The 17,869-nt window shown below is 72.0% G+C and carries 17 protein-coding genes; 12 read left to right on the forward strand and 5 right to left on the reverse strand.

Annotated elements, in window-relative coordinates; genetic code table 11:
- Positions 1-8 precede the first annotated feature (8 nt).
- The 7 genes from H297_RS0104760 to H297_RS0104790 all read left to right on the forward strand — a co-directional run bounded on the left by H297_RS0104760 (position 9) and on the right by H297_RS0104790 (position 7,858).
- Positions 9-1,469, forward strand: coding sequence for a M14 family zinc carboxypeptidase (locus H297_RS0104760; protein ID WP_027736110.1), 1,461 nt, complete (start codon positions 9-11; stop codon positions 1,467-1,469).
- Positions 1,466-2,392 (forward strand): ABC transporter permease, encoded by a 927-nt coding sequence (locus H297_RS0104765; protein WP_027736111.1) that lies wholly within the window; start codon positions 1,466-1,468, stop codon positions 2,390-2,392. Before H297_RS0104760 ends, H297_RS0104765 begins: the two co-directional genes overlap by 4 nt.
- The gene (locus H297_RS0104770) at positions 2,385-3,353 is read left to right on the forward strand and encodes an ABC transporter permease (protein ID WP_027736112.1); all 969 of its coding nucleotides are present in this window, start codon (positions 2,385-2,387) and stop codon (positions 3,351-3,353) included. The genes H297_RS0104765 and H297_RS0104770 overlap by 8 nt, the downstream gene beginning before the upstream one ends.
- A 2-nt stretch (positions 3,354-3,355) precedes the next feature.
- Complete coding sequence (locus H297_RS34540; RefSeq protein WP_078513744.1) at positions 3,356-4,462, forward strand: ABC transporter ATP-binding protein; 1,107 nt, start codon at positions 3,356-3,358, stop codon at positions 4,460-4,462.
- Positions 4,455-5,522, forward strand: coding sequence for an oligopeptide/dipeptide ABC transporter ATP-binding protein (locus H297_RS0104780; RefSeq protein ID WP_027736113.1), 1,068 nt, complete (start codon positions 4,455-4,457; stop codon positions 5,520-5,522). Before H297_RS34540 ends, H297_RS0104780 begins: the two co-directional genes overlap by 8 nt.
- A gap of 117 nt (positions 5,523-5,639) precedes the next feature.
- A complete protein-coding gene (locus H297_RS0104785; RefSeq protein WP_027736114.1) occupies positions 5,640-6,317 on the forward strand; it encodes an FMN-binding negative transcriptional regulator in 678 nt (225 codons plus the stop codon).
- On the forward strand, positions 6,314-7,858 hold the full coding sequence (locus H297_RS0104790) for an amidohydrolase family protein (RefSeq protein ID WP_027736115.1): 1,545 nt from the start codon (positions 6,314-6,316) through the stop codon (positions 7,856-7,858). Before H297_RS0104785 ends, H297_RS0104790 begins: the two co-directional genes overlap by 4 nt.
- A 102-nt stretch (positions 7,859-7,960) precedes the next feature.
- Here the strand turns inward: H297_RS0104790 and aztA are convergent, their stop codons facing one another.
- On the reverse strand, positions 7,961-8,656 hold the full coding sequence (gene aztA, locus H297_RS34545; RefSeq protein WP_037792964.1) for a zinc ABC transporter ATP-binding protein AztA: 696 nt from the start codon (positions 8,654-8,656) through the stop codon (positions 7,961-7,963).
- Positions 8,657-8,715: 59 nt separating this feature from the next.
- Between aztA and aztB the strand changes: the two genes are divergently transcribed.
- From aztB to aztD, 4 genes are read left to right on the forward strand one after another with little or no spacing between them, the layout of a single operon-like run.
- On the forward strand, positions 8,716-9,570 hold the full coding sequence (gene aztB / locus H297_RS0104800; RefSeq protein WP_027736116.1) for a zinc ABC transporter permease AztB: 855 nt from the start codon (positions 8,716-8,718) through the stop codon (positions 9,568-9,570).
- 20 nt (positions 9,571-9,590) lie between these two features.
- Positions 9,591-10,826 carry a hypothetical protein gene (locus H297_RS0104805; RefSeq protein WP_027736117.1) on the forward strand — a complete coding sequence of 412 codons (1,236 nt, stop codon included), beginning with the start codon at positions 9,591-9,593 and terminating at the stop codon, positions 10,824-10,826.
- 41 nt (positions 10,827-10,867) lie between these two features.
- A complete protein-coding gene (aztC, locus tag H297_RS0104810; RefSeq protein WP_027736118.1) occupies positions 10,868-11,776 on the forward strand; it encodes a zinc ABC transporter substrate-binding protein AztC in 909 nt (302 codons plus the stop codon).
- Positions 11,777-11,830: 54 nt separating this feature from the next.
- Complete coding sequence (gene aztD, locus H297_RS0104815) at positions 11,831-13,030, forward strand: zinc metallochaperone AztD (RefSeq protein WP_027736119.1); 1,200 nt, start codon at positions 11,831-11,833, stop codon at positions 13,028-13,030.
- 45 nt (positions 13,031-13,075) lie between these two features.
- Here aztD and H297_RS0104820 read toward each other — a convergent pair whose 3' ends face one another.
- Complete coding sequence (locus H297_RS0104820) at positions 13,076-13,558, reverse strand: VTT domain-containing protein (protein WP_027736120.1); 483 nt, start codon at positions 13,556-13,558, stop codon at positions 13,076-13,078.
- A 352-nt stretch (positions 13,559-13,910) separates the two neighbouring features.
- Between H297_RS0104820 and H297_RS0104825 the strand changes: the two genes are divergently transcribed.
- Complete coding sequence (locus H297_RS0104825) at positions 13,911-14,507, forward strand: RNA 2'-phosphotransferase (RefSeq protein WP_051351531.1); 597 nt, start codon at positions 13,911-13,913, stop codon at positions 14,505-14,507.
- Between the two features lie 85 nt (positions 14,508-14,592).
- Here the strand turns inward: H297_RS0104825 and H297_RS0104830 are convergent, their stop codons facing one another.
- The 3 genes from H297_RS0104830 to H297_RS0104840 form a co-directional block, all read right to left on the reverse strand.
- Positions 14,593-15,438, reverse strand: coding sequence for a heme ABC transporter ATP-binding protein (locus H297_RS0104830; protein WP_051351532.1), 846 nt, complete (start codon positions 15,436-15,438; stop codon positions 14,593-14,595).
- A 117-nt stretch (positions 15,439-15,555) separates the two neighbouring features.
- Positions 15,556-16,674, reverse strand: coding sequence for an iron ABC transporter permease (locus tag H297_RS0104835; RefSeq protein ID WP_078513746.1), 1,119 nt, complete (start codon positions 16,672-16,674; stop codon positions 15,556-15,558).
- Positions 16,671-17,834, reverse strand: coding sequence for an ABC transporter substrate-binding protein (locus H297_RS0104840; RefSeq protein ID WP_078513747.1), 1,164 nt, complete (start codon positions 17,832-17,834; stop codon positions 16,671-16,673). Before H297_RS0104840 ends, H297_RS0104835 begins: the two co-directional genes overlap by 4 nt.
- Between the last annotated feature and the right edge of the window lie 35 nt (positions 17,835-17,869).

Consider the following 17,869-nt stretch of genomic DNA (forward strand, 5'->3'; position numbering starts at 1 on the left):
CCACCGCCATGGCGACCGTCACTCCCCGTACCGCCCCGCCGGAAGCGGACGGGCCGCGCTCCTGGGTCGAAGCGACCCGATCGGTACCCGCGACGGACCACTATCCGGACGTCGACAGCCTGTTGGCCGGCTTCCGGTCCCTGGCCGCGAGCTACCCGGACCTGGTGGCCGAACGCCGCATCGGCACCTCGCGCCTGGGCGAACCGCTGTTCTGCTTCACCGTCTCGGAACACGACAGCGGCCCGCCCGAGTCCGCGCGCTCGGCCACCGGCGGTGAGGACTACGTCGTCGTCGGCGGGGTGCATCCCAACGAGCCGGTGGGCGGCGTCACCGTGCTGCACCTGGCCACCCGGCTGTGCGAGGACGCGGAGCTGCGCGCCCGGTTCGGGGCCGCCTGGCATCTGGTGCCCTGTATCGACCCGGACGGCGCCCGGCTGAACGAGGGCTGGTTCGGTGACCCCGAGAACAAGTACCTGTACGGGCGGCACTTCTACCGGCCACGCGGCGACGAGCAGATCGAGTGGACCTTCCCGTTCGCGTACCGGGACGCCTACTTCGACCGGGTGCTGCCCGAGACCCTGGCGCTGATGCGGCTGCTGGACGCCACCAAGCCGCGTTTTCTCACCACTCTGCACAACTGCGAGGCAGGCGGCGCCTACTACTACCTCAACCGCCCGGCACCCGCCCTGTACGCGCAGCTCACGGCGATCCCCGCAGCCGCCGGGATTCCACTGGCCACCGGCGAGCCGGAGGCCGCACACACCCCGCTCTACGCCCCCGGCATCCACGGCGCCATCGACATGCGCGCCGCCTACGACTACCTGGCCAGTCACGGCGGCGACCCGGCGGCCACCCTCGCGGGAGCGTCCAGCGCCGCCTACGCGGAGCCGTACGGCACCTTCTACTTCGTCGCCGAGGTCCCGCAGTGGTCCCACCCCGACGCCGAGGACGACTCTCCCGTCCCGGAGAGCTACCGCGAGGTGCTGCGGCTGCGCGCCGACGCGCTGGGTGAGGCGGGGGCGTTCCTGGAAGAGATCCTGAAGACGGCCGAACCGCACCTGACGATCGCCTCGCCGTTCCTGCGCGCCTCCCGCTCCTTCGTCCCCGGACTGCGCCGGCTCAGCGAGACCGAGACCCGCCGCGCCGACGGCCTCCCCGAGCGCCCCGCCACGGTCGCCGAGCGCTACTCCTGCCTCCAGTCGGCGCACAGCCTCCGGATGCGCTTCGGCGGGATGCTGCTGCGCGCGCTGGAGGCCGAGACCGGGGCGGGCACCGCACCCCGCGAGGTGCACGCCCTCCGGCGCGCGCTGCTGGAGCGGTACGACGCCTGGGCCGCGGAGGCCGCACCCGTGATGGGCACCTCCCTGCCGATCGCGACCCTGTCCGGGGTGCAGTACGCGGCGCTGCTCGCCGCCGCCGACCACGCCCGCACCGAGCAGCACCCCTCGCAGAGGCGGGAACCGCAATGACCTCGCTGCTGCTGCGCCGCCTGCTGGAGGCCGTGCTCGTCTTCTTCGGCGTCACCCTCGTCATCTACGTCATGGTGTACACGCTGCCGGGCGACCCCGTCAGTGCGCTGGCCGGCGACCGCCCGCTCACCCCGAGCGTCGTCGCGGCGCTGCGCGAACAGCACCACCTGGACGAACCCGTGCTCGCGCAGTACGGGCACTACCTGGCCGGGCTCTTCCACGGCGACCTGGGTGCCGACTTCTCGGGGGTCCCGGTGGCCGAGCAGATGGCGGACCGCTGGCCGGTGACCGTACGCCTCGCGCTGACCGCCTGGGGGGTCGAGGCCGTCGTCGGGATCGCGCTCGGCGTGCTGGCCGCGCTGCGGCGCGGCACGTGGACGGACCGTGCGGTGCTGGCCTTCACGACCGCGGCCGTCTCCGTACCGGTGTTCGTGCTCGGCTACACCGCGCAGGTGCTCCTCGGGGTGCGGCTTGGCTGGTTCCCCGTCGCGGGCGACAGCGCGGGGTGGCCCTCGGCGTACGTACTGCCCGCGCTGGTCGTCGCCGTGTTCGGGCTGGCGTCCGTCTCCCGGCTGGTGCGCGCCGAGGTCATCGACAACCTGAGCGCCGACTATGTGCGGACGGCGGCGGCCAAGGGCCTGTCGCGGCGCCGCACGCTGCTGGTGCACGTGCTGCGCAACTCGCTGCTGCCCGCCGTCACGTACCTGGCCGTCGACCTCGGGCTGCTGCTCGGCGGCACGGTCATCGTGGAGGGCGTCTTCAACCTCCCCGGCGTGGGCCAGCTCCTGTTCCAGGCGGTCCAGGCGCACACCGGGCCCACCGTGGTCGGCGTGGCCACCGCCCTGATCCTGGTCTTCCTCGCCGTGAGCGTGCTGGTGGACCTGCTCAACAGCCTCCTGGACCCGAGGATCCGCCGTGACTGAACCGATGAGGGCAACGAGCAGCGGCGGCGCGGCTTCCCCCACCGCCGTGCCGCCCGGCGGCCCCGCGGCCGACGAGCGGAAAGGCTCCCCCGGCGGCGTGTCCGCGGTGCCCTTCGCCGACCGGTCGGTCTGGCAACTGCTGCGCCGCAGCACCGTCTTCCTCGTCTCCGGCGGCGCGACGGTGGTGCTGCTCGTGATGGCCGTGTGGCCCGGCCTGTTCGCCGGCTGGTTCGGACACGGCGACCCCCGCTCCTGCGACCTGGACCACAGCGCCCAGGGCCCCGTTGCCGGGCACCCCCTCGGCTTCGACACGCAGGGCTGCGATCTGTACGCCAACGTCGTGCACGGCGCGGGTACCTCGATGGGCGTCGGACTGCTCGCGACCGGGTGCAGCCTCGCGCTCGCGCTGCTGCTCGGCTGCCTGTCCGGAATGGCGGGCCGGGTGGTGGACAGCGTGATCGCGCGGCTCACGGATGTCTTTCTGGGCTTCCCTTTCCTGCTCGGCGCGATCGTGGTGCTCAGCAGCGTGACCACGCGCAACATTCCGACCGTCGCCGGGGTGCTCGCACTGTTCGGCTGGCCGCCGATGACCCGGGTGGTGCGTGCCTCCGTCCGCTCGGCGAGGGAGGCCGACCACGTGCTGATGGCCCGCAGCATGGGCGCGGGCACCGGATGGGTGGTCCGGCGGCACGTCCTCCCGCACATCCTCACGCCCGTGCTCGTGCTGGCTTCCATCACCGTGGGCAGCGTGGTGGTCGCCGAGGCCGGACTGACTTTCCTCGGTGTGGGGATGCAGGCGCCCGCCATCTCCTGGGGGCTGCAACTGGCCACGGCGCAGAACAGCTTCGAGGCCCACCCCCACCTGCTGCTGTTCCCAGGACTGTTCCTGTCCGTCACGGTGTTCGCGCTCATCGCCTTCGGCGACTCGGTCCGCGACGCCCTCAACCCGAGGACCCGGTGACCATGGCTGACGGCGAGAGCGGCAGCACACGTGAGGTCGGGCACGACCCGCAGCCCCACGGCGGCGTACGCGTGCCCGTGCTGGAGGTCGAGGACCTGAACGTCGAGCTGCTGCGCCCCGGCGGCACACCGCACCTGGCCGTGGAGCGGGTGTCGTTCACGCTGTACGAGGGCGAAACCCTGGCCCTGATAGGCGAGTCGGGGTCGGGAAAGAGCCTCACCGCGATGGCCGTGCTCGGGCTGCTGCCCGGCAACGTACGCGCGAGTGGAAGCGCCCGCTACCGGGGCACCGACCTGCTGACGCTGCCCGAGGCCGGGCTCCGCGCCCTGCGCGGCAAGCATGTGGCCACCGTGTTCCAGGACTCGCTCTCCGCGCTCAATCCGACCCTCACCGTCGGTTTCCAGATCGCCGAGGTGCTCCGCGTGCACCGCGGCCTCAACCGCCGCGCCGCGCGCGCCGCCGCCGTCGAACTGCTCGACCGGGTGCGCATTCCGGACCCCGCGCGGCGCTACGGCGACCACCCCCATCAGTTCTCCGGCGGCATGCGGCAGCGCGCCATGATCGCGATGGCCGTCGCGCTCGGTCCCGATGTACTCATCGCGGACGAGCCGACCACCGCCCTCGACGTCACCGTGCAGGCGCAGATCATGGAGCTGCTGGCAGAGCTGCGCGAGGAGCACCGGTCGGCCCTGCTGCTCATCACCCACGACCTGGGGCTCGCTGCCGGCACGGCGGACCGGGTGGCCCTGATGTACGCGGGCCGCATCGTCGAACAGGCCCCGGCCGTGCCGCTGTACGAGCGCCCGGCGCACCCGTACACCCGCGGCCTGCTGAACGCCGTGCCCTCGCTCGACGCGCCTGTCGGCGGGCTGGTTCCGGTGCCGGGCGCCCCGCCGGCGCCGGGTGCCTTCCCCGGCGGCTGCGTCTTCCACCCGCGCTGTCCGTCGGCGCGTGACCGCTGTGCCACGCAGCGGCCCGAGCTGGAGGCCGGCTCCGACGGCCGCACGGCCGCCTGCCACTACCCCCTGAACCCCCTCGACCCGCCGGGCCCGCAGCGCCCGTACCTCCCGAAGAATCCCTACGGCCCGCAGGAGGCGCCCCGTGCCTGAGACGACCGACGGTGTCGCCCCTCCCCCGGACGCCACGACGGCCCCTTCCAAGGCCCCGGGCACCTCACGGAACGCCGGGGTGCCGCTCCTGGAGGCCCGCAACCTCGTCAAGCACTATCCGGCTCGCGGCTTCCGGGTCGGCCGCCGCTCCCCCGCCGTGCGAGCCGTGGACGGCGTCGACCTCGTGCTCGCCGAACGGTCCACGCTCGGCCTGGTGGGCGAGTCGGGCTGCGGCAAGTCGACGCTGGTGCGGCTCCTGATGGCGCTGGAGCGGCCCACCTCGGGCCAGGTGCTGCTCGACGGTGAGGAACTTCTCGCGCTGCCGGCCGCCGAACGGCGCCGCCGCAGGCGCGGCATCCAGATGGTGATGCAGGACCCGTACGGCAGCCTCGACCCCCGGATGACCGCCGAAGAACTGGTACGCGAGCCTTTGGACATCCACCGCGATCCGGCCGACGCGCGGGCCCGCTCGCGCCAGGCGCTGGAGGCGATGGAGCTGGTGGGGCTCGACCCCGCGCACGCCGGGCGCCGCCCGCACCAGTTCTCCGGTGGCCAGCGGCAACGGCTCGGCATCGCACGAGCGCTGGTGCTACGGCCCCGGGTGCTGGTGTGCGACGAGCCGGTCTCCGCACTGGACGTCTCGGTCCAGGCCCAGGTCGTCAACCTTCTGCGGGACCTGCAGCAGGAGTTCGGTCTCGCACTCGTCTTCATCGCGCACGATCTGGCGGTGGTACGTCAGATGGCCGACGAGGTCGCGGTGATGTATCTCGGCAGGATCGTCGAACGCGCCGCACGCGACACCGTCTTCGGGCATCCCGCGCACCCCTACACCCGGGCGCTGCTGTCCTCCGTGCCCGACCCCGACCCGCGCAGGCGGGGCCACAGCTCCCGCCTCGTACTGGCGGGCGACCCGCCCAGTCCCAGCAACCCGCCGGGCGGCTGTCCGTTCCACACCCGCTGCTGGAAGACGCAGGACCGGTGCCGCACCGAGATCCCTCCTCCCGAGCCCCGCACCGGTGCACACCGCTCGGTCGCGGCCTGCCACTTCCCCGAGACGTGAGCCCCCGAGGGGCTGACGGACCGGCCCGCACAGCCCGGACCGCGCCCCTCCCCGCACCCGAGAACCCCGCATCCGCCGACTGCCACGCCCGTCGGTGAACTGCCGCCAGGAGCCCCCATGCTGCAACAGAAGATCTTCGAGGTGGAGGACCCCGCCGCCGTCCGCGGGATGATCGCCGCCCATTCCTGGGCCACACTCGTCAGCCACCCGGACGACAGCGACCCCGTCGTCTCCCATCTGCCGGTGCTCGTGGAGCCGCAGGAGACGGCCGGGCCCGCGCCGCAGGACGCCGGCGCGGAGCGCGCTCTGGACGCCGGCCGCATCGTCGTCACCGGGCACCTGGCGCGTACCGACGCCGACGTGCACCGGCTCGGCAGTCTCCCGGTGGTGCTCCTCGTGCAGGGGCCGCACGGCTACGTCTCGCCTGTCTGGTACGAGGAGACGCCGCACGTGCCGACATGGAACTTCGTCGTCGCCCACCTGTACGGCCGCCCCCAGGTGCTCGGGCCCGAGGAGACCTACCAGGTGCTGACGGAGACCGTGGACCATTTCGAGTCGCGCTTTCCGCAGCCCTGGAAACTGTCCCAGGCCGGTGCATACGCGCAGCGGATCGCGCCCGGCGTCACCGGGTTCCGGCTGGTCGCCGACCGCGTCGTGGCCAAGGCGAAGCTGAGCCAGGACGAGAGCGCCGAGGTGGCGGCCCGGGTGGCCGACGCACTGGAGAGGCCCGACCAGCCCTGGTCCAACCCCGCACTCGCCCGCGCCATGCGCAACGCCCTTCGGAGGCCGTCGTGACCGACCCGCACGAGCACGCACAACCGCACAGCACCGCCCCGGACACCCGCGCCTGCGCGCACGGTCCCGCTCCGCGCCTGCTGCGCCGGGTCCGGTTCCCCGGTGGTGCGGGTCTGTACGACGTGGCACTCGGCCGGGGCAGGGTCGCCGGGGTCCGTCCGCACGACCCGGGTGCTGTGCCCACGTCCGGCGAGGAGCACGCCCCCGACCTCGACGGCAGGGTACTGATCCCGGGGCTGTGGGACGCCCATGTGCACCTCGGACAGTGGGCGACGGCCAGGCGCCGGCTGGACGTCTCCGGCACCGCCTCGGCCCAGGAGACCGTGCGCGCCGTCCGTGAGGGCGCCGCCGCGCTGCCGCCCGGCGAACTGGTCACCGGCTACGGCTTCCGGGACGGCCTGTGGCCCGACGCCCCGCACAAGCGTCTGCTCGACGCGCTGCCCGAGGCCCGGCCCGCCCTGCTGATCAGCGCTGACCTGCACACCGCGTGGCTCAACTCGGCCGGGCTCGCCCTTCTCGGACAAGGCGGCCACCCGACCGGGGTGCTGCGCGAGGGCGCCGCCATGCGTGCCGTCGCGCAGCTGTCCAGCGTGCCCGCCGGGACGCTGGACGGCTGGGTGGCGGACGCCTGCGCCGCCGCCGCGCGGCGCGGGGTGACCGGTGTCGTGGACTTCGAAGTCGCCGACAACGTCACCGACTGGGAGCGCCGCGCGGCCGGCGCCCCGCCGCTGCTGCGGGTCGTCTCGGCGGTCTACCCGGAACACCTGGAGGCGGCCGTGGCCCGCGGCCTGCGCACCGGCAGTCCGCTGGCCCCGCTGGTGGAGACGGGCCCCCTGAAGTTGTTCACGGACGGCTCGCTCAACACGCGTACCGCGCTGTGCCACGCTCCCTATCCGGGCCTGGATCCGGCGGCCCCCGAGGCGTACGGGCTGGCCAGGACGGTCGGTGACGACCTCGTCACCGCGCTGCGGACCGCGTCCAGGCACGGTCTGGAGCCGGCCGTCCACGCCATCGGTGACCGCGCCAACCAGCTCGCGCTGGACGCCTTCGCCGCAGTGGGCTGCCGCGGCCGCATCGAGCACGGCCAGCTCGTGCGCACCGAGGACTTCGGCCGGTTCGCCGAACTGGGCCTCACGGTCGGCGTGCAGCCCTCGCACGCGGTCGACGACCGCGACGTGGCCGACCAGCACTGGGCGGGCCACACGGCGCGCGCCTTCGCCTACGCCGCGCTGCTCGCCGCGGGAGCCCGTCTGGAGCTGGGCTCGGACGCGCCGGTTGCTCCCCTCGACCCGTGGCTGAGCATCGCCAACGCGGTCGCCCGCACCGATGACCGGCGCCCGCCCTGGCACCCCGAGCAGCGACTCACCCCGGCTCAGGCGCTGGCGGCCTCCACCGGCGCGCAGTCAGGGATATCGGCAGGCGCCCCTGCCGACCTGGCGGTCCTGGACGCCGATCCCCTGACGGCCGACGACGCCACGCTCCGCCACCTTCCCGTGCACGCGACCCTGCTCGCGGGGGCCTGGACGCACAGGGAGGGCTAGCGTTCGGCTTGGTCTGCCGACGTGGCTCCCACGAGCGCGGCAGCCATGGGTAGTCATGCGCAGCCGCCATGAGGGCGCTCCAGCCCGGCTGGGAGCGGAGCGTCAGCGCAGCCCCCAGAATTCCCGCAGTGCGCTCTCGGTGAGCACGTCCTGGGGCTCTCCTTCCCCGATCGCCCTGCCGTCCAGCAGCAGGACGCAGTGATCGGACTCCCTGGCCGCGGCAAGGTCATGCGTGGCGTGGACCACTGTCGTGCCCTCTGCGGCGACGTCGCGCATCACGGTCGCGATGCTCTCCCGGGCGGCCACGTCCAGCCCCGTGGTGGGCTCGTCCAGCAGGATGAGGCCAGCCTCCTGCGCCAGCCCCTGGGCCACGAGAACCCGTTGCCGCTGGCCTCCCGACAGTTCGCCGAGCTGCCGGGAGGCCAGCTCACGGATGCCGAGGCGCTCCATGCTGTCGTCGACGGCACGCCGGTCCTCGGCGGTGAGCCGTCGCCAGGGACCCCGGTGGGCCCAGCGGCCCATCGCCACCGTCTCGCGGACGGTGAGCGGCAGCGCGTCGGATACGGCGCTGCGCTGCACGACGAAACACGGACGGAACGAGCGGCTTCGCTCGATGGTGCCGGAGGTGGGCGGGTGCACGCCGGCCAGCACGCTCAGCAGAGTCGACTTCCCCGAGCCGTTCGGCCCGACGACGGCCGTGATCGCCGACTGCGGTACGGCGGCGGTGAGTTGGTGCAGGGCCGGTCGGCGGGCGTACCCGGCGGCGATGTTGCGGAGCGAGACCTCGCAGGTGGTCACGGAAGCATGCCCTTCGCAGAAGTTGCTATGAAAATCGTTTTCATTATAGTCTGCGGGACATGGAGTGGTTGACCGGCCCGTTCGAAGTGGCCTTTGTCCAGCGGGCTCTGTGGAGCGGGATCCTGGTCTCCTTGATCTGCGCCACTACGGGCACCTGGGTCGTGCTGCGCGGCATGACCTTCCTCGGCGACGCCATGTCGCACGGGATGCTGCCGGGGGTGGCTCTCGCCTCGTTGTACGGCGGCAACCTGTTGGCCGGCGCCGCCGTCAGCGCCGCTGTGATGGCGGGCGGAGTGACCGTATTGGGACGTTCGCGCCGGATCTCCCAGGACACGGGCATCGGCTTGCTGTTCGTAGGGATGCTGTCGCTCGGCGTGATCATCGTTTCGCGGTCCCAGTCGTTCGCCGTGGACCTCACCGGGTTCCTCTTCGGTGACGTACTGGCGGTGCGCGAACAGGACCTGGTGAACCTCACCGTCGCGCTGGGCGCGGCCACGCTCGTCTCCGTCCTGGGCTACCGGTCCTTCCTGGCCCTTGTCTTCGACGAACGCAAGGCCCACACCCTCGGGCTGCGTCCCCGCCTGGCCCACGGGGCACTGCTGGGGCTGGTCACCCTCGCCATCGTCACGTCCTTCCATGTGGTGGGCACGCTGCTGGTGTTCGGGCTGCTGATCGCTCCGCCGGCGGCAGCGCTGCCGTGGGCGCGCCGGGTGCCGGCGGTCATGTGCGGTGCCGCACTCTTCGGCGTCAGCGCGACCTTCGTGGGGCTGCTCCTGTCCTGGCATCTGCGGACGGCGGCCGGAGCGACGATCGCCGCCGTCGCCGTACTGCTCTTCTTCCTCTCCGCCTCCGCCGCCGGCCTGCGGCGCCGCTGGGCGAAGGTCGCACGGCCTCTCGCAGCACTCGAAACGTGAAGGGAACACGAACACCGGTCATGACCTGGAACCACAAGAAGTCCGCGACCGCCTCCGCGGCCACCCTGGCTCTGGGGCTCCTGCTCCTGGGCTGCACCGACAGCGAGCAAGGGGCGGAAGGGAAGGGCGAGGGGAAGTCCACGTCCTCCTCCAAGCCGCACGGCTACATCGCGGGAGCACAGGAGGCCGCGGAGCAGCAGTCCCGTCTCGTCCTCGGTGACAGCGCGAGCGGCACCACTCAGGCGCTCGACCTCATCCAGGAGAAGACCAAGCCGCTGGGCCGCATGCCCAAGGGGGCCCGACTGCTCACCGACGGCCGGTTCGCCTACGCCGCCTCCGGCGGCGGTGCGAAGGTCTTCGACAGCGGCGCCTGGATGGTCGACCACGGTGACCACGTGCACTACTACCGCGCCAAGATGCGCGAGGTCGGCACCGTCCGGGGGAAGAAGCCGGAGCACGTCCACAGCAGCCCCTCGCTCACGGCGCTCACCTTCGCCGACGGCAAGACGCGCCTGCTGGACCACGCTCAGCTGGAGAAAGGCCTCATCAAGACGACCGCGACGCTCGACAGGGCCGCCGCGGGACCCGTCGTGCCCCTCAAGGACGAGGCGCTCGTCCCGGCCGCCGGGCCCGGCGGGAAGACCGTGGTGGAAGTACGTGACCGGCATGGCAGGAAGAAGACGACCTTGCCCGAGAAGTGCCCGGACCTCCGCGGTGCGGCGGTGACACGGACCGGTGCCGTCTTCGGGTGCGCTGACGGTGCGCTGTTCGTCTCCGAGAAGAAGGGACGGCCTCACGGCGAGAAGATCCCCTTCGGCCGGAAGGTCCCCGACAAGGAACGTCCCGCCTCCTTCCAGCACAGATCTCTGGGTTCCACACTGACGGCAAAGGCGGGCAAGAGGGGCGTGTGGGTCCTCGATGTGCCCCACCGTGAGTGGAAGCTGGTCGAAACCGGTCCGGTGACAGCGGTGAACAGCGCCGGAGAGGGAACACCACTCCTGACTCTGGACGGCTCCGGCACGCTCACGTCCTACGAGACATCCAGTGGAAAGCGGATCGCCGGCAAGAAGCTCCTGTCCCGGAAATCCGTCGGCAACGCTCCGCAGCCGGTGATCGAGGTCGACGCGAACCGCGCCTACGTCAACGACGCGTCGGCGAAAAAGATCTACGAGATCGACTACAACGACGACCTGCGCAAGGCCCGTTCGTTCTCCCAGGACTCCGTCCCCTCCGTCATGGTGGAGACGGGGCGGTGAGCGCCGCCACAAACTCTGCGCCACCTCGGCTCCGCGGCGCACTGCCCGGTGCCGCCCTGCTCGTCTGCGCTGTGCTCGCCTGCGTGACGGGATGCTCCGGATCGACGGGCGGGCGGCCCACCGTCGTGGTCACCACCAACATCCTGGGCGACATCACGCGCCAGATCGTCGGTGACGAGGCCGAGGTGAAGGTGCTCATGAAGCCGAACGCGGACCCCCATTCCTTCGGCGTCTCGGCTGCCGAAGCCGCCGAGGTCGAGAGCGCGGACCTGGTTGTGTACAACGGACTGGGCCTGGAGGAGAACGTGTTGCGGCACGTCTCGGCCGCCAAGGAGTCGGGCGTTCCCACGCTCGGTGTCGGCAAGGCGGTCGACCCGCTCACCTACCAGGCCGACGAGACAGCGGGCCGGCCCGACCCGCATTTCTGGACCGACCCGTACAGGGTGCGCAAAGCGGTCCGCCTCATCGGGGAGAAGGTGGCCGAGGAGGTCGACGGCGTCGACAAGAAGGCCATCGCCTCGCAGACCAGCGACTACGGGGACAGGATCCGGCGCCTGAGCGGGCAGATGAAGGAGAGCTTCGCGGCCATACCGGAAGAGCGCCGCAAGCTGGTGACCAACCACCATGTCTTCGGATACCTGGCCCAGCGGTTCCGTTTCCAGGTCGTGGGCGCGGTGATCCCGAGCGGCACCACCTTGGCCTCGCCCAGCGCCGCTGACATGAAGTCTCTGGCCACGACGATCGACAAGGCGGGCGTCAAGGCGATCTTCGTCGATTCCTCGCAGCCGGACCGCCTGGCACGCGTCCTCAAGCGGGAGAGCCATGTCGATGTCGCGGTGATCCCCCTCTTCTCCGAATCGCTGACGGAGAAGGGCAAGGGCGCCGCCACCTATCTCCAGATGATGCGCTCCAACACCAAGGCCATCGAACGAGGACTCACGAAGTCCTGACAGCGGTCCGACGCAGCACCGCTCCACCTACCGCATCCGCGGACGAAGAAGGGAATTTCCATGGCCGTCAGGTCACGTACGAAGAGAGCCGCAGCAGCCGTAACCGCTCTGTTCGCCACCTCAGCCGTTGTCACGGCGTGCGGCTCGGAGGACACGGACAAGTCGTCCTCGAAAGCTCGTGAGAAGCCCGCTGCCGCAGCTGTCGAACAGCCCCTGGTCGCCACCCACGACGGCGGGATATACGTACTGGACGGCCAGTCCCTGAAGATAGCTGGGGACGTGCCGCTTCCTGGCTACAACCGGGTGAACCCGGCCGGGGACGAGGAGCACATCATGGTGTCGACCTCCCAGGGTTTCCGGGTTCTCGACGCGAGCCGCCAGAAGATGACCGGCACGCTGTTCAAGGGCGCGGAGCCCGGGCACGTGGTACTGCACGCCGGACACACGGTCCTGTTCACCGACGGCACGGGAAAGGCGACGGTACTCGATCCGGCCGACCTCGGTAAGAAGAAGCCCGAGGCCGAGACCCACACCTCGCCCTCCCCGCACCATGGTGTCGCGATCAAGCTGAAGAACGGGGAGCTCGTCTCCACCCTCGGCACCGAGAAGGAGCGCAAGAGCATCGTCGTCACCGACAAGAACGGCAAGGAGATCGCCCGGAACGACAAGTGCCCGGAGGTCCACGGGGAGGCGACCGCGAAGGACGAGACGGTGGTCGTCGGCTGCGAGGACGGCGTCCTGGTCTACAAGGACGGGAAGATCAGCAAGGTCGACAGCCCCACCGACTACGGCCGGATCGGTCACCAGAAGGGGCACGAGGACTCCGCCGTCGTCCTCGGCGACTACAAGCAGGACCCCGAAGCCGAGCTCGAACGTCCCGAGAAGGTCTCTTTGATCGACACGAGGACGGGCAAGATGAAGCTCGTGGACCTGGGGACCAGCTACAGCTCCAAGTCACTGGCGCGCGGCCCGCACAGCGAGGCCCTCGTACTGGGTACGGACGGGAAGATCCATGTCATCGACCCCGAGGCCGGAAAGGTGACCAGGACCGTCCCCGTGCTGGGGAGGTGGAGCGAGCCCATGGACTGGCAGCAGGCCCGCCCCGAGATCCTCGTACGCGGCGGGACGGCGTTCGTCACCGACCCCGAGAACAAGAAGATCTACGCGGTGGACCTCAAGTCCGGGAAGAAGAAGGCCACCGGCACCTTCCCCAAGAAGCCGAACGAGCTCGCAGGGGTGACCGCCGCACACTGACCCCGCACGCTCCGGCGACGTCTCCGCCTGGCCTGCCTGGCCTTGTCACGGTTCTTCCGCGACGGCCTCGCGGGGCGTCGCCGTGGCTCGTCTGCGCCGGAAAACCACCACGCCGCACGCCACGAAAAGAAGAGCGGCGACCGCGGCCACACCGTAGGCGGTCCGCTCGGCGAACAGTCGTGCCAGCACTTCGAGCGCGCCGACTCCAGCGGTCGCGTACAGCAGCGCCCATCCCGCTCCGCCGATGAACAGCGCGGGCAGATAGCGCGACAAGGGCATGCGCATGGTGCCCGCGAGGAAGTTGGCGGCGGTCTGGAATCCCACGGTCAGGAAGGAGACGGCCACCACCGGCGCGCCCCACCGGTGGACGGCTCGTTCGGCGCGCCGGAACGTGGGCGAGGACATCCGCCCGGCGAGCCTGCTGCGCCTGGTGCCGGCAGCGGCGAGCCGTCCGAGAGCGAACGTGCCGCCGGCTCGCAGAAGAACGATGGCGTAGAGGCCAGCAGCCGTGAGCGCGATCCTATCCACGGCGCCTCGCCCCCGGTGCCGGGCCGTGGTCCGCTCTCCCCGGCCGCACCACCCGGTCCCGCGACTTCCGCCACGGCGATCCCGCGAGAGTCACGAACCTGGCCTCCATGTATCAACATCCGGGCACCGTGTTCCAGAACGACGTCCCACCAGAACGACCCGGTACCGCCAGGTTAACCGAACGCTCGTTGTACCGGTCCACCGCGCTGCGCAGCTTCGAGGGGCCGGCGGTACGCCACGGTCCCGGCGGGTGGACTGCAGAGCGCCGGCGCGCGCCACGAGGCCCGTCCACTGCCAAGACAGCGGATAACCAGGTGCGTCCGCAAAGGGGTGTCCGGCACCCTGAGCGCCTATGAGCGGCAATCCGCAAGATGCTCAGCAGCGTGCCCGCCACGTGCGCATCTCCAAGTACCTCGCCCGCCACCTGCGTCACGACCCGCAGCGCATCGGGCTCGTGCTGGACGCCGCTGGCTGGGCCGGCACCGAGGCGCTGCTCGCAGCGGCCGCGGCGGACGGTTTCCCCTTCACCCGGGGCGAGCTGGAGGCCGTGGTCGCCGGAAACGACAAGCAGCGCTACGCGTTGTCCTGCGACGGCAGCCGTATCCGCGCGAACCAGGGCCACACCGTGGCGGTCGAGCTGGACCTGCCCGCGCTGCCGCCTCCGCCTGTGCTCTTCCACGGCACGACACCGCGCTTCCTGGCAGCGATCCGCGACGAGGGGCTGCTGCCGATGGCCCGCCACGCCGTGCATCTGTCGCCCGACCCGGAGACCGCGACCCGTGTGGGCGCCCGCCGCGGCAGGGCCGCCGTGCTGACCGTCGCCGCCGGGTTGATGCACGAAAGAGGCCACACGTTCCGGCGCAGCGCGAACGGTGTGTGGCTCACGGAGGCCGTCCCGCCGGGCTACCTCACCTTCCCGGACCCTCATCGGCACTCGCACGGCGCCTGACCCCCGTCTTCGCCCCACCGACTCGCGCCCCGCCGCGCGGGCTCCCTCGGCCCGGCGGACACGGTCGGGAGCCGGCCCCCATGTGTCAGGGGCCGCCTTCACGTACCGGGAGCACCAGTGGCACAGCCGTGGCCGGGTGCGGACGCACCTCGACCGGGTACCGGTAGACCCGGGTGAGCAGCTCGGGGGTCAGGACGGTTCCGGGCGGGCCGGTGGTGACCAGGTGCCCTGCGTCGAGGAGAGCGACCCGGTGTGCGTAGGCGGCGGCAAGGTTCAGGTCGTGCAGCACGATCGCGACAGCGTCTCCGCGGGCGGCCCGGGCACGGCACAGGGCGAGTACCAGTTCCTGGTGGCGGAGGTCCAAGGCGGCCGTCGGCTCGTCCAGCAGCATGAGCGGGGTGCGCTGCGCGAGCACCCGGGCCAGGGCGACGCGGGCGCGTTCACCTCCGGAGAGGCCCGAGAACGGACGGGCCGCGAACCCGCCGACCTCCGTCTCGGCCATGGCCGCGGCGACGGCCTCGTCGTCCTCGTCCTCCTCGGGGGTGCCCGCCCACGGGGCGCGGCCCATGCGCACGACCTCCTCGGCGGTGAACGGGAACGCCAAGGTCGCGGCCTGCGGCAGGACGGCGCGGCGGACAGCCAGTTCGCGGGGCGTCCACCGGTCCACGGGACGCCCGGCGAGGTGCAGCGTGCCGCCCGTCGGCGGGAGGTCCCCGGCGAGCGCGGCCAACAGGGTGGACTTGCCGGCGCCGTTGGGGCCGACGAGGGCGAGGAGCTCACCTGCCGAGAGGCTCAGGTCCACTCCGCCGAGTACCTGGCGGCCGCCCAGCCGCACGTCGGCCGCGCGTGCCTCGGCGAGGCACTCACCGGCGGTGGGGCGCAGCCGGGTCAGGTCCTGGCGGCGTCGGCGGGACAGTGCCGTTCTCGGCATGGACTTCCTCCGGTCGGGAGCGGGCTGTGGGCAGCGGTCGTCAGGGGCGTCGTGGCCGGGGAACGGGAGGGGGAAGTGGGGCGGGAACAGCGGGCGAAGGGCGGCGCCAGCCGCGGCTCAGGCCCATCCGCCCTGTCGCCGCCGGGTCCTGCGCAGCAGCCAGAAGAAGAAGGGGCTGCCGAGCAGCGCGGTGAGAACCCCGAGGGGCAGCTCGGCGGGCTGGGCCACGGTACGAGCCGCCAGGTCGGCGCCGACCAGGACGACGGCACCACCCAGGGCGCTGCCGGGGACGAGGAAGCGGTGCCCGGGGCCGGCGGCCATCCGCAGCAGGTGGGGAACGACCAGGCCGACGAAGGTGATGATCCCGGCGACCGCCACCGCTGCGGCGGTCAGCAGTGCGACCAGCAGGATCAGTACGAGGCGCAGCCGTTCGACGTCCACGCCCAGATGCCGGGCGGGCCGCTCGCCCAGTGCCAGCAGGTCCAGGCGACGCGAGTGGAGCGGCGCGACGAGCAGCCCGGCGAGTGCGCAGGGCAGCACGGCCAGCACCTTGGGCCAGGTCGCCTGGGCGAGGGAGCCGAGTTGCCAGAAGGTGATCTGGCTGATCTGGGCGTTGTCGGCGAGGAACACGCACAGGCCGATAAGCGCGCCCGCGAACGCGTTGACGGCGATGCCGGTGAGGATCAGGGTGACGACCTCCGTGCGGCCACCGGCCCGGGCCAGCACGTACACCAGCAGCACCGTCGCCAGTCCCGCGACGAACGCGCAGGCGGTCACCGTCCAGTTGCCGAGGAACGACAGCCCCAGTGCGATGGAGGCGACCGCGCCGACGGCGGCTCCCGAGGAGATGCCGATGACGCCGGGTTCGGCGAGCGGGTTGCCGAACACCCCCTGCATCAGGGCGCCGGCGCAGCCCAGCGCGGCGCCGACGAGCACGGCGAGGACCACCCGGGGCAGCCGGACGTTCCACAGCACGCTCTCGGCGACGCGGTCCGGCTGCCGACCGCCCAGCCCGGCCCGGTGCAGCAGCGAGCCGAGCACGTCGCCGACCGGTATGTCGTACGCGCCGATGCCCGCCGAGAGCAGCGCCAGCGCCACCAGTGCGGCGGTGAGCGCGACGGTCAGCACCAGGGCCACCCCACGCCGGGCCGGTGCTCTTCGGGGGGCTGCTTCTGCTGGAGGTGGCGCTGCCCCGGTGCCCCGCACGGGTTCACGGCCGGTCACCTGAACCGTCATCCGGCCCCGCCCTTCGCGTGGATCCGGTCGGCCAGATCCTTCAGCACCTGGTCGGTCCTGGGGCCGTAGTTGAGCAGCACACCGTCGTCGACGGCAGCAACACGGCGGTCTGCTCCCGCGGGTGTCTCGGCGACGCCGGGGATCTTCAGCAGGCCGTCCACCCCGCCCACGGACTCCAGCCCCTTGGTCATCACCAGGATGACGTCGGGCGCCGCCTTGGCGAGCGCCTCGCTGGTGATCGCCGTGAAGTCCTTCTTCAGCCCGGACTCCTTGCCCGCGTCCACGCCACCGGCTGCCTCGATGAGCGAGGAGGCGCCGGAGCGCGCACCGCCCAGCAGGTAGACGGACGCGGAGCCACGCAGGTACAGAAAGGCAACACGTGGCCGGTCGGCGGGCTGCTCACGGTGGCCGCCGCCCTTGCCGGAGCCCGGCGAGGTGCCGGGTAGTCCGTCCCGTACCGCGTCGATGCGGGCGTCCGTGCGCTTGCGCAGCCTGTCCCCCGCCGCGCGCACGCCGAGCGCGCGGGCGACGTCGGCGATACGGGTGTCCACATCGCCCAGCTTGCGTGCCGGCCCGAGGACGACGAGCGGCACGCCCGCCTTGCGTATCTGGTCGACGGCCTCTGCGGGCCCCGTGGTGGTCTCGGCGAGCACCACGGTCGGCTTGAGGGACAGGACGCTTTCGGCCGACACGTCGTGGGCGCGGGTGACGACGGGCAGGTGCTCGGCCTGGGCGAAGGTCGCGGTGATGTCGCGGGCCACCACCTGTTTGCCGAGTCCGAGCGTGTGGACGATCTCGGAGAGGGAGCCGGTGAGCGGCACGATCCGCTTGGCGCTGCTGACGGTCACGGTGCGCCCGTCGGCGGAGTCCACCCGCGCGGGCAGGCGGGGCACCGGGGCCGGGCCCGGGAGCGGTTCGAGGCGGTCGGCGCGTGTGGAGCCCACCGCACCGTGCTTGCCGTGACCTGCGCCCTGTCCTCCCGCCTCGCCACCGCATCCGGTGAGCGTGAGCGTGAACGCCAGCGCGAGAGCGGTGGCCGAAGCGGTGAACACACCCCGCGCTCGGAGTCGTCGATGCACGTCTGTGCCTTTCGCGCGTCGTGGGCCGACAGGCCTTCGGTCATGCCTTGTTCGTGCGGGCCGTGGTGCATGGGGCGCCATGTGTGTCGCGGCCGGGGTCCGCCTCGGGCCGGGCA

This window comes from Streptomyces sp. CNT360, from assembly GCF_000424785.1.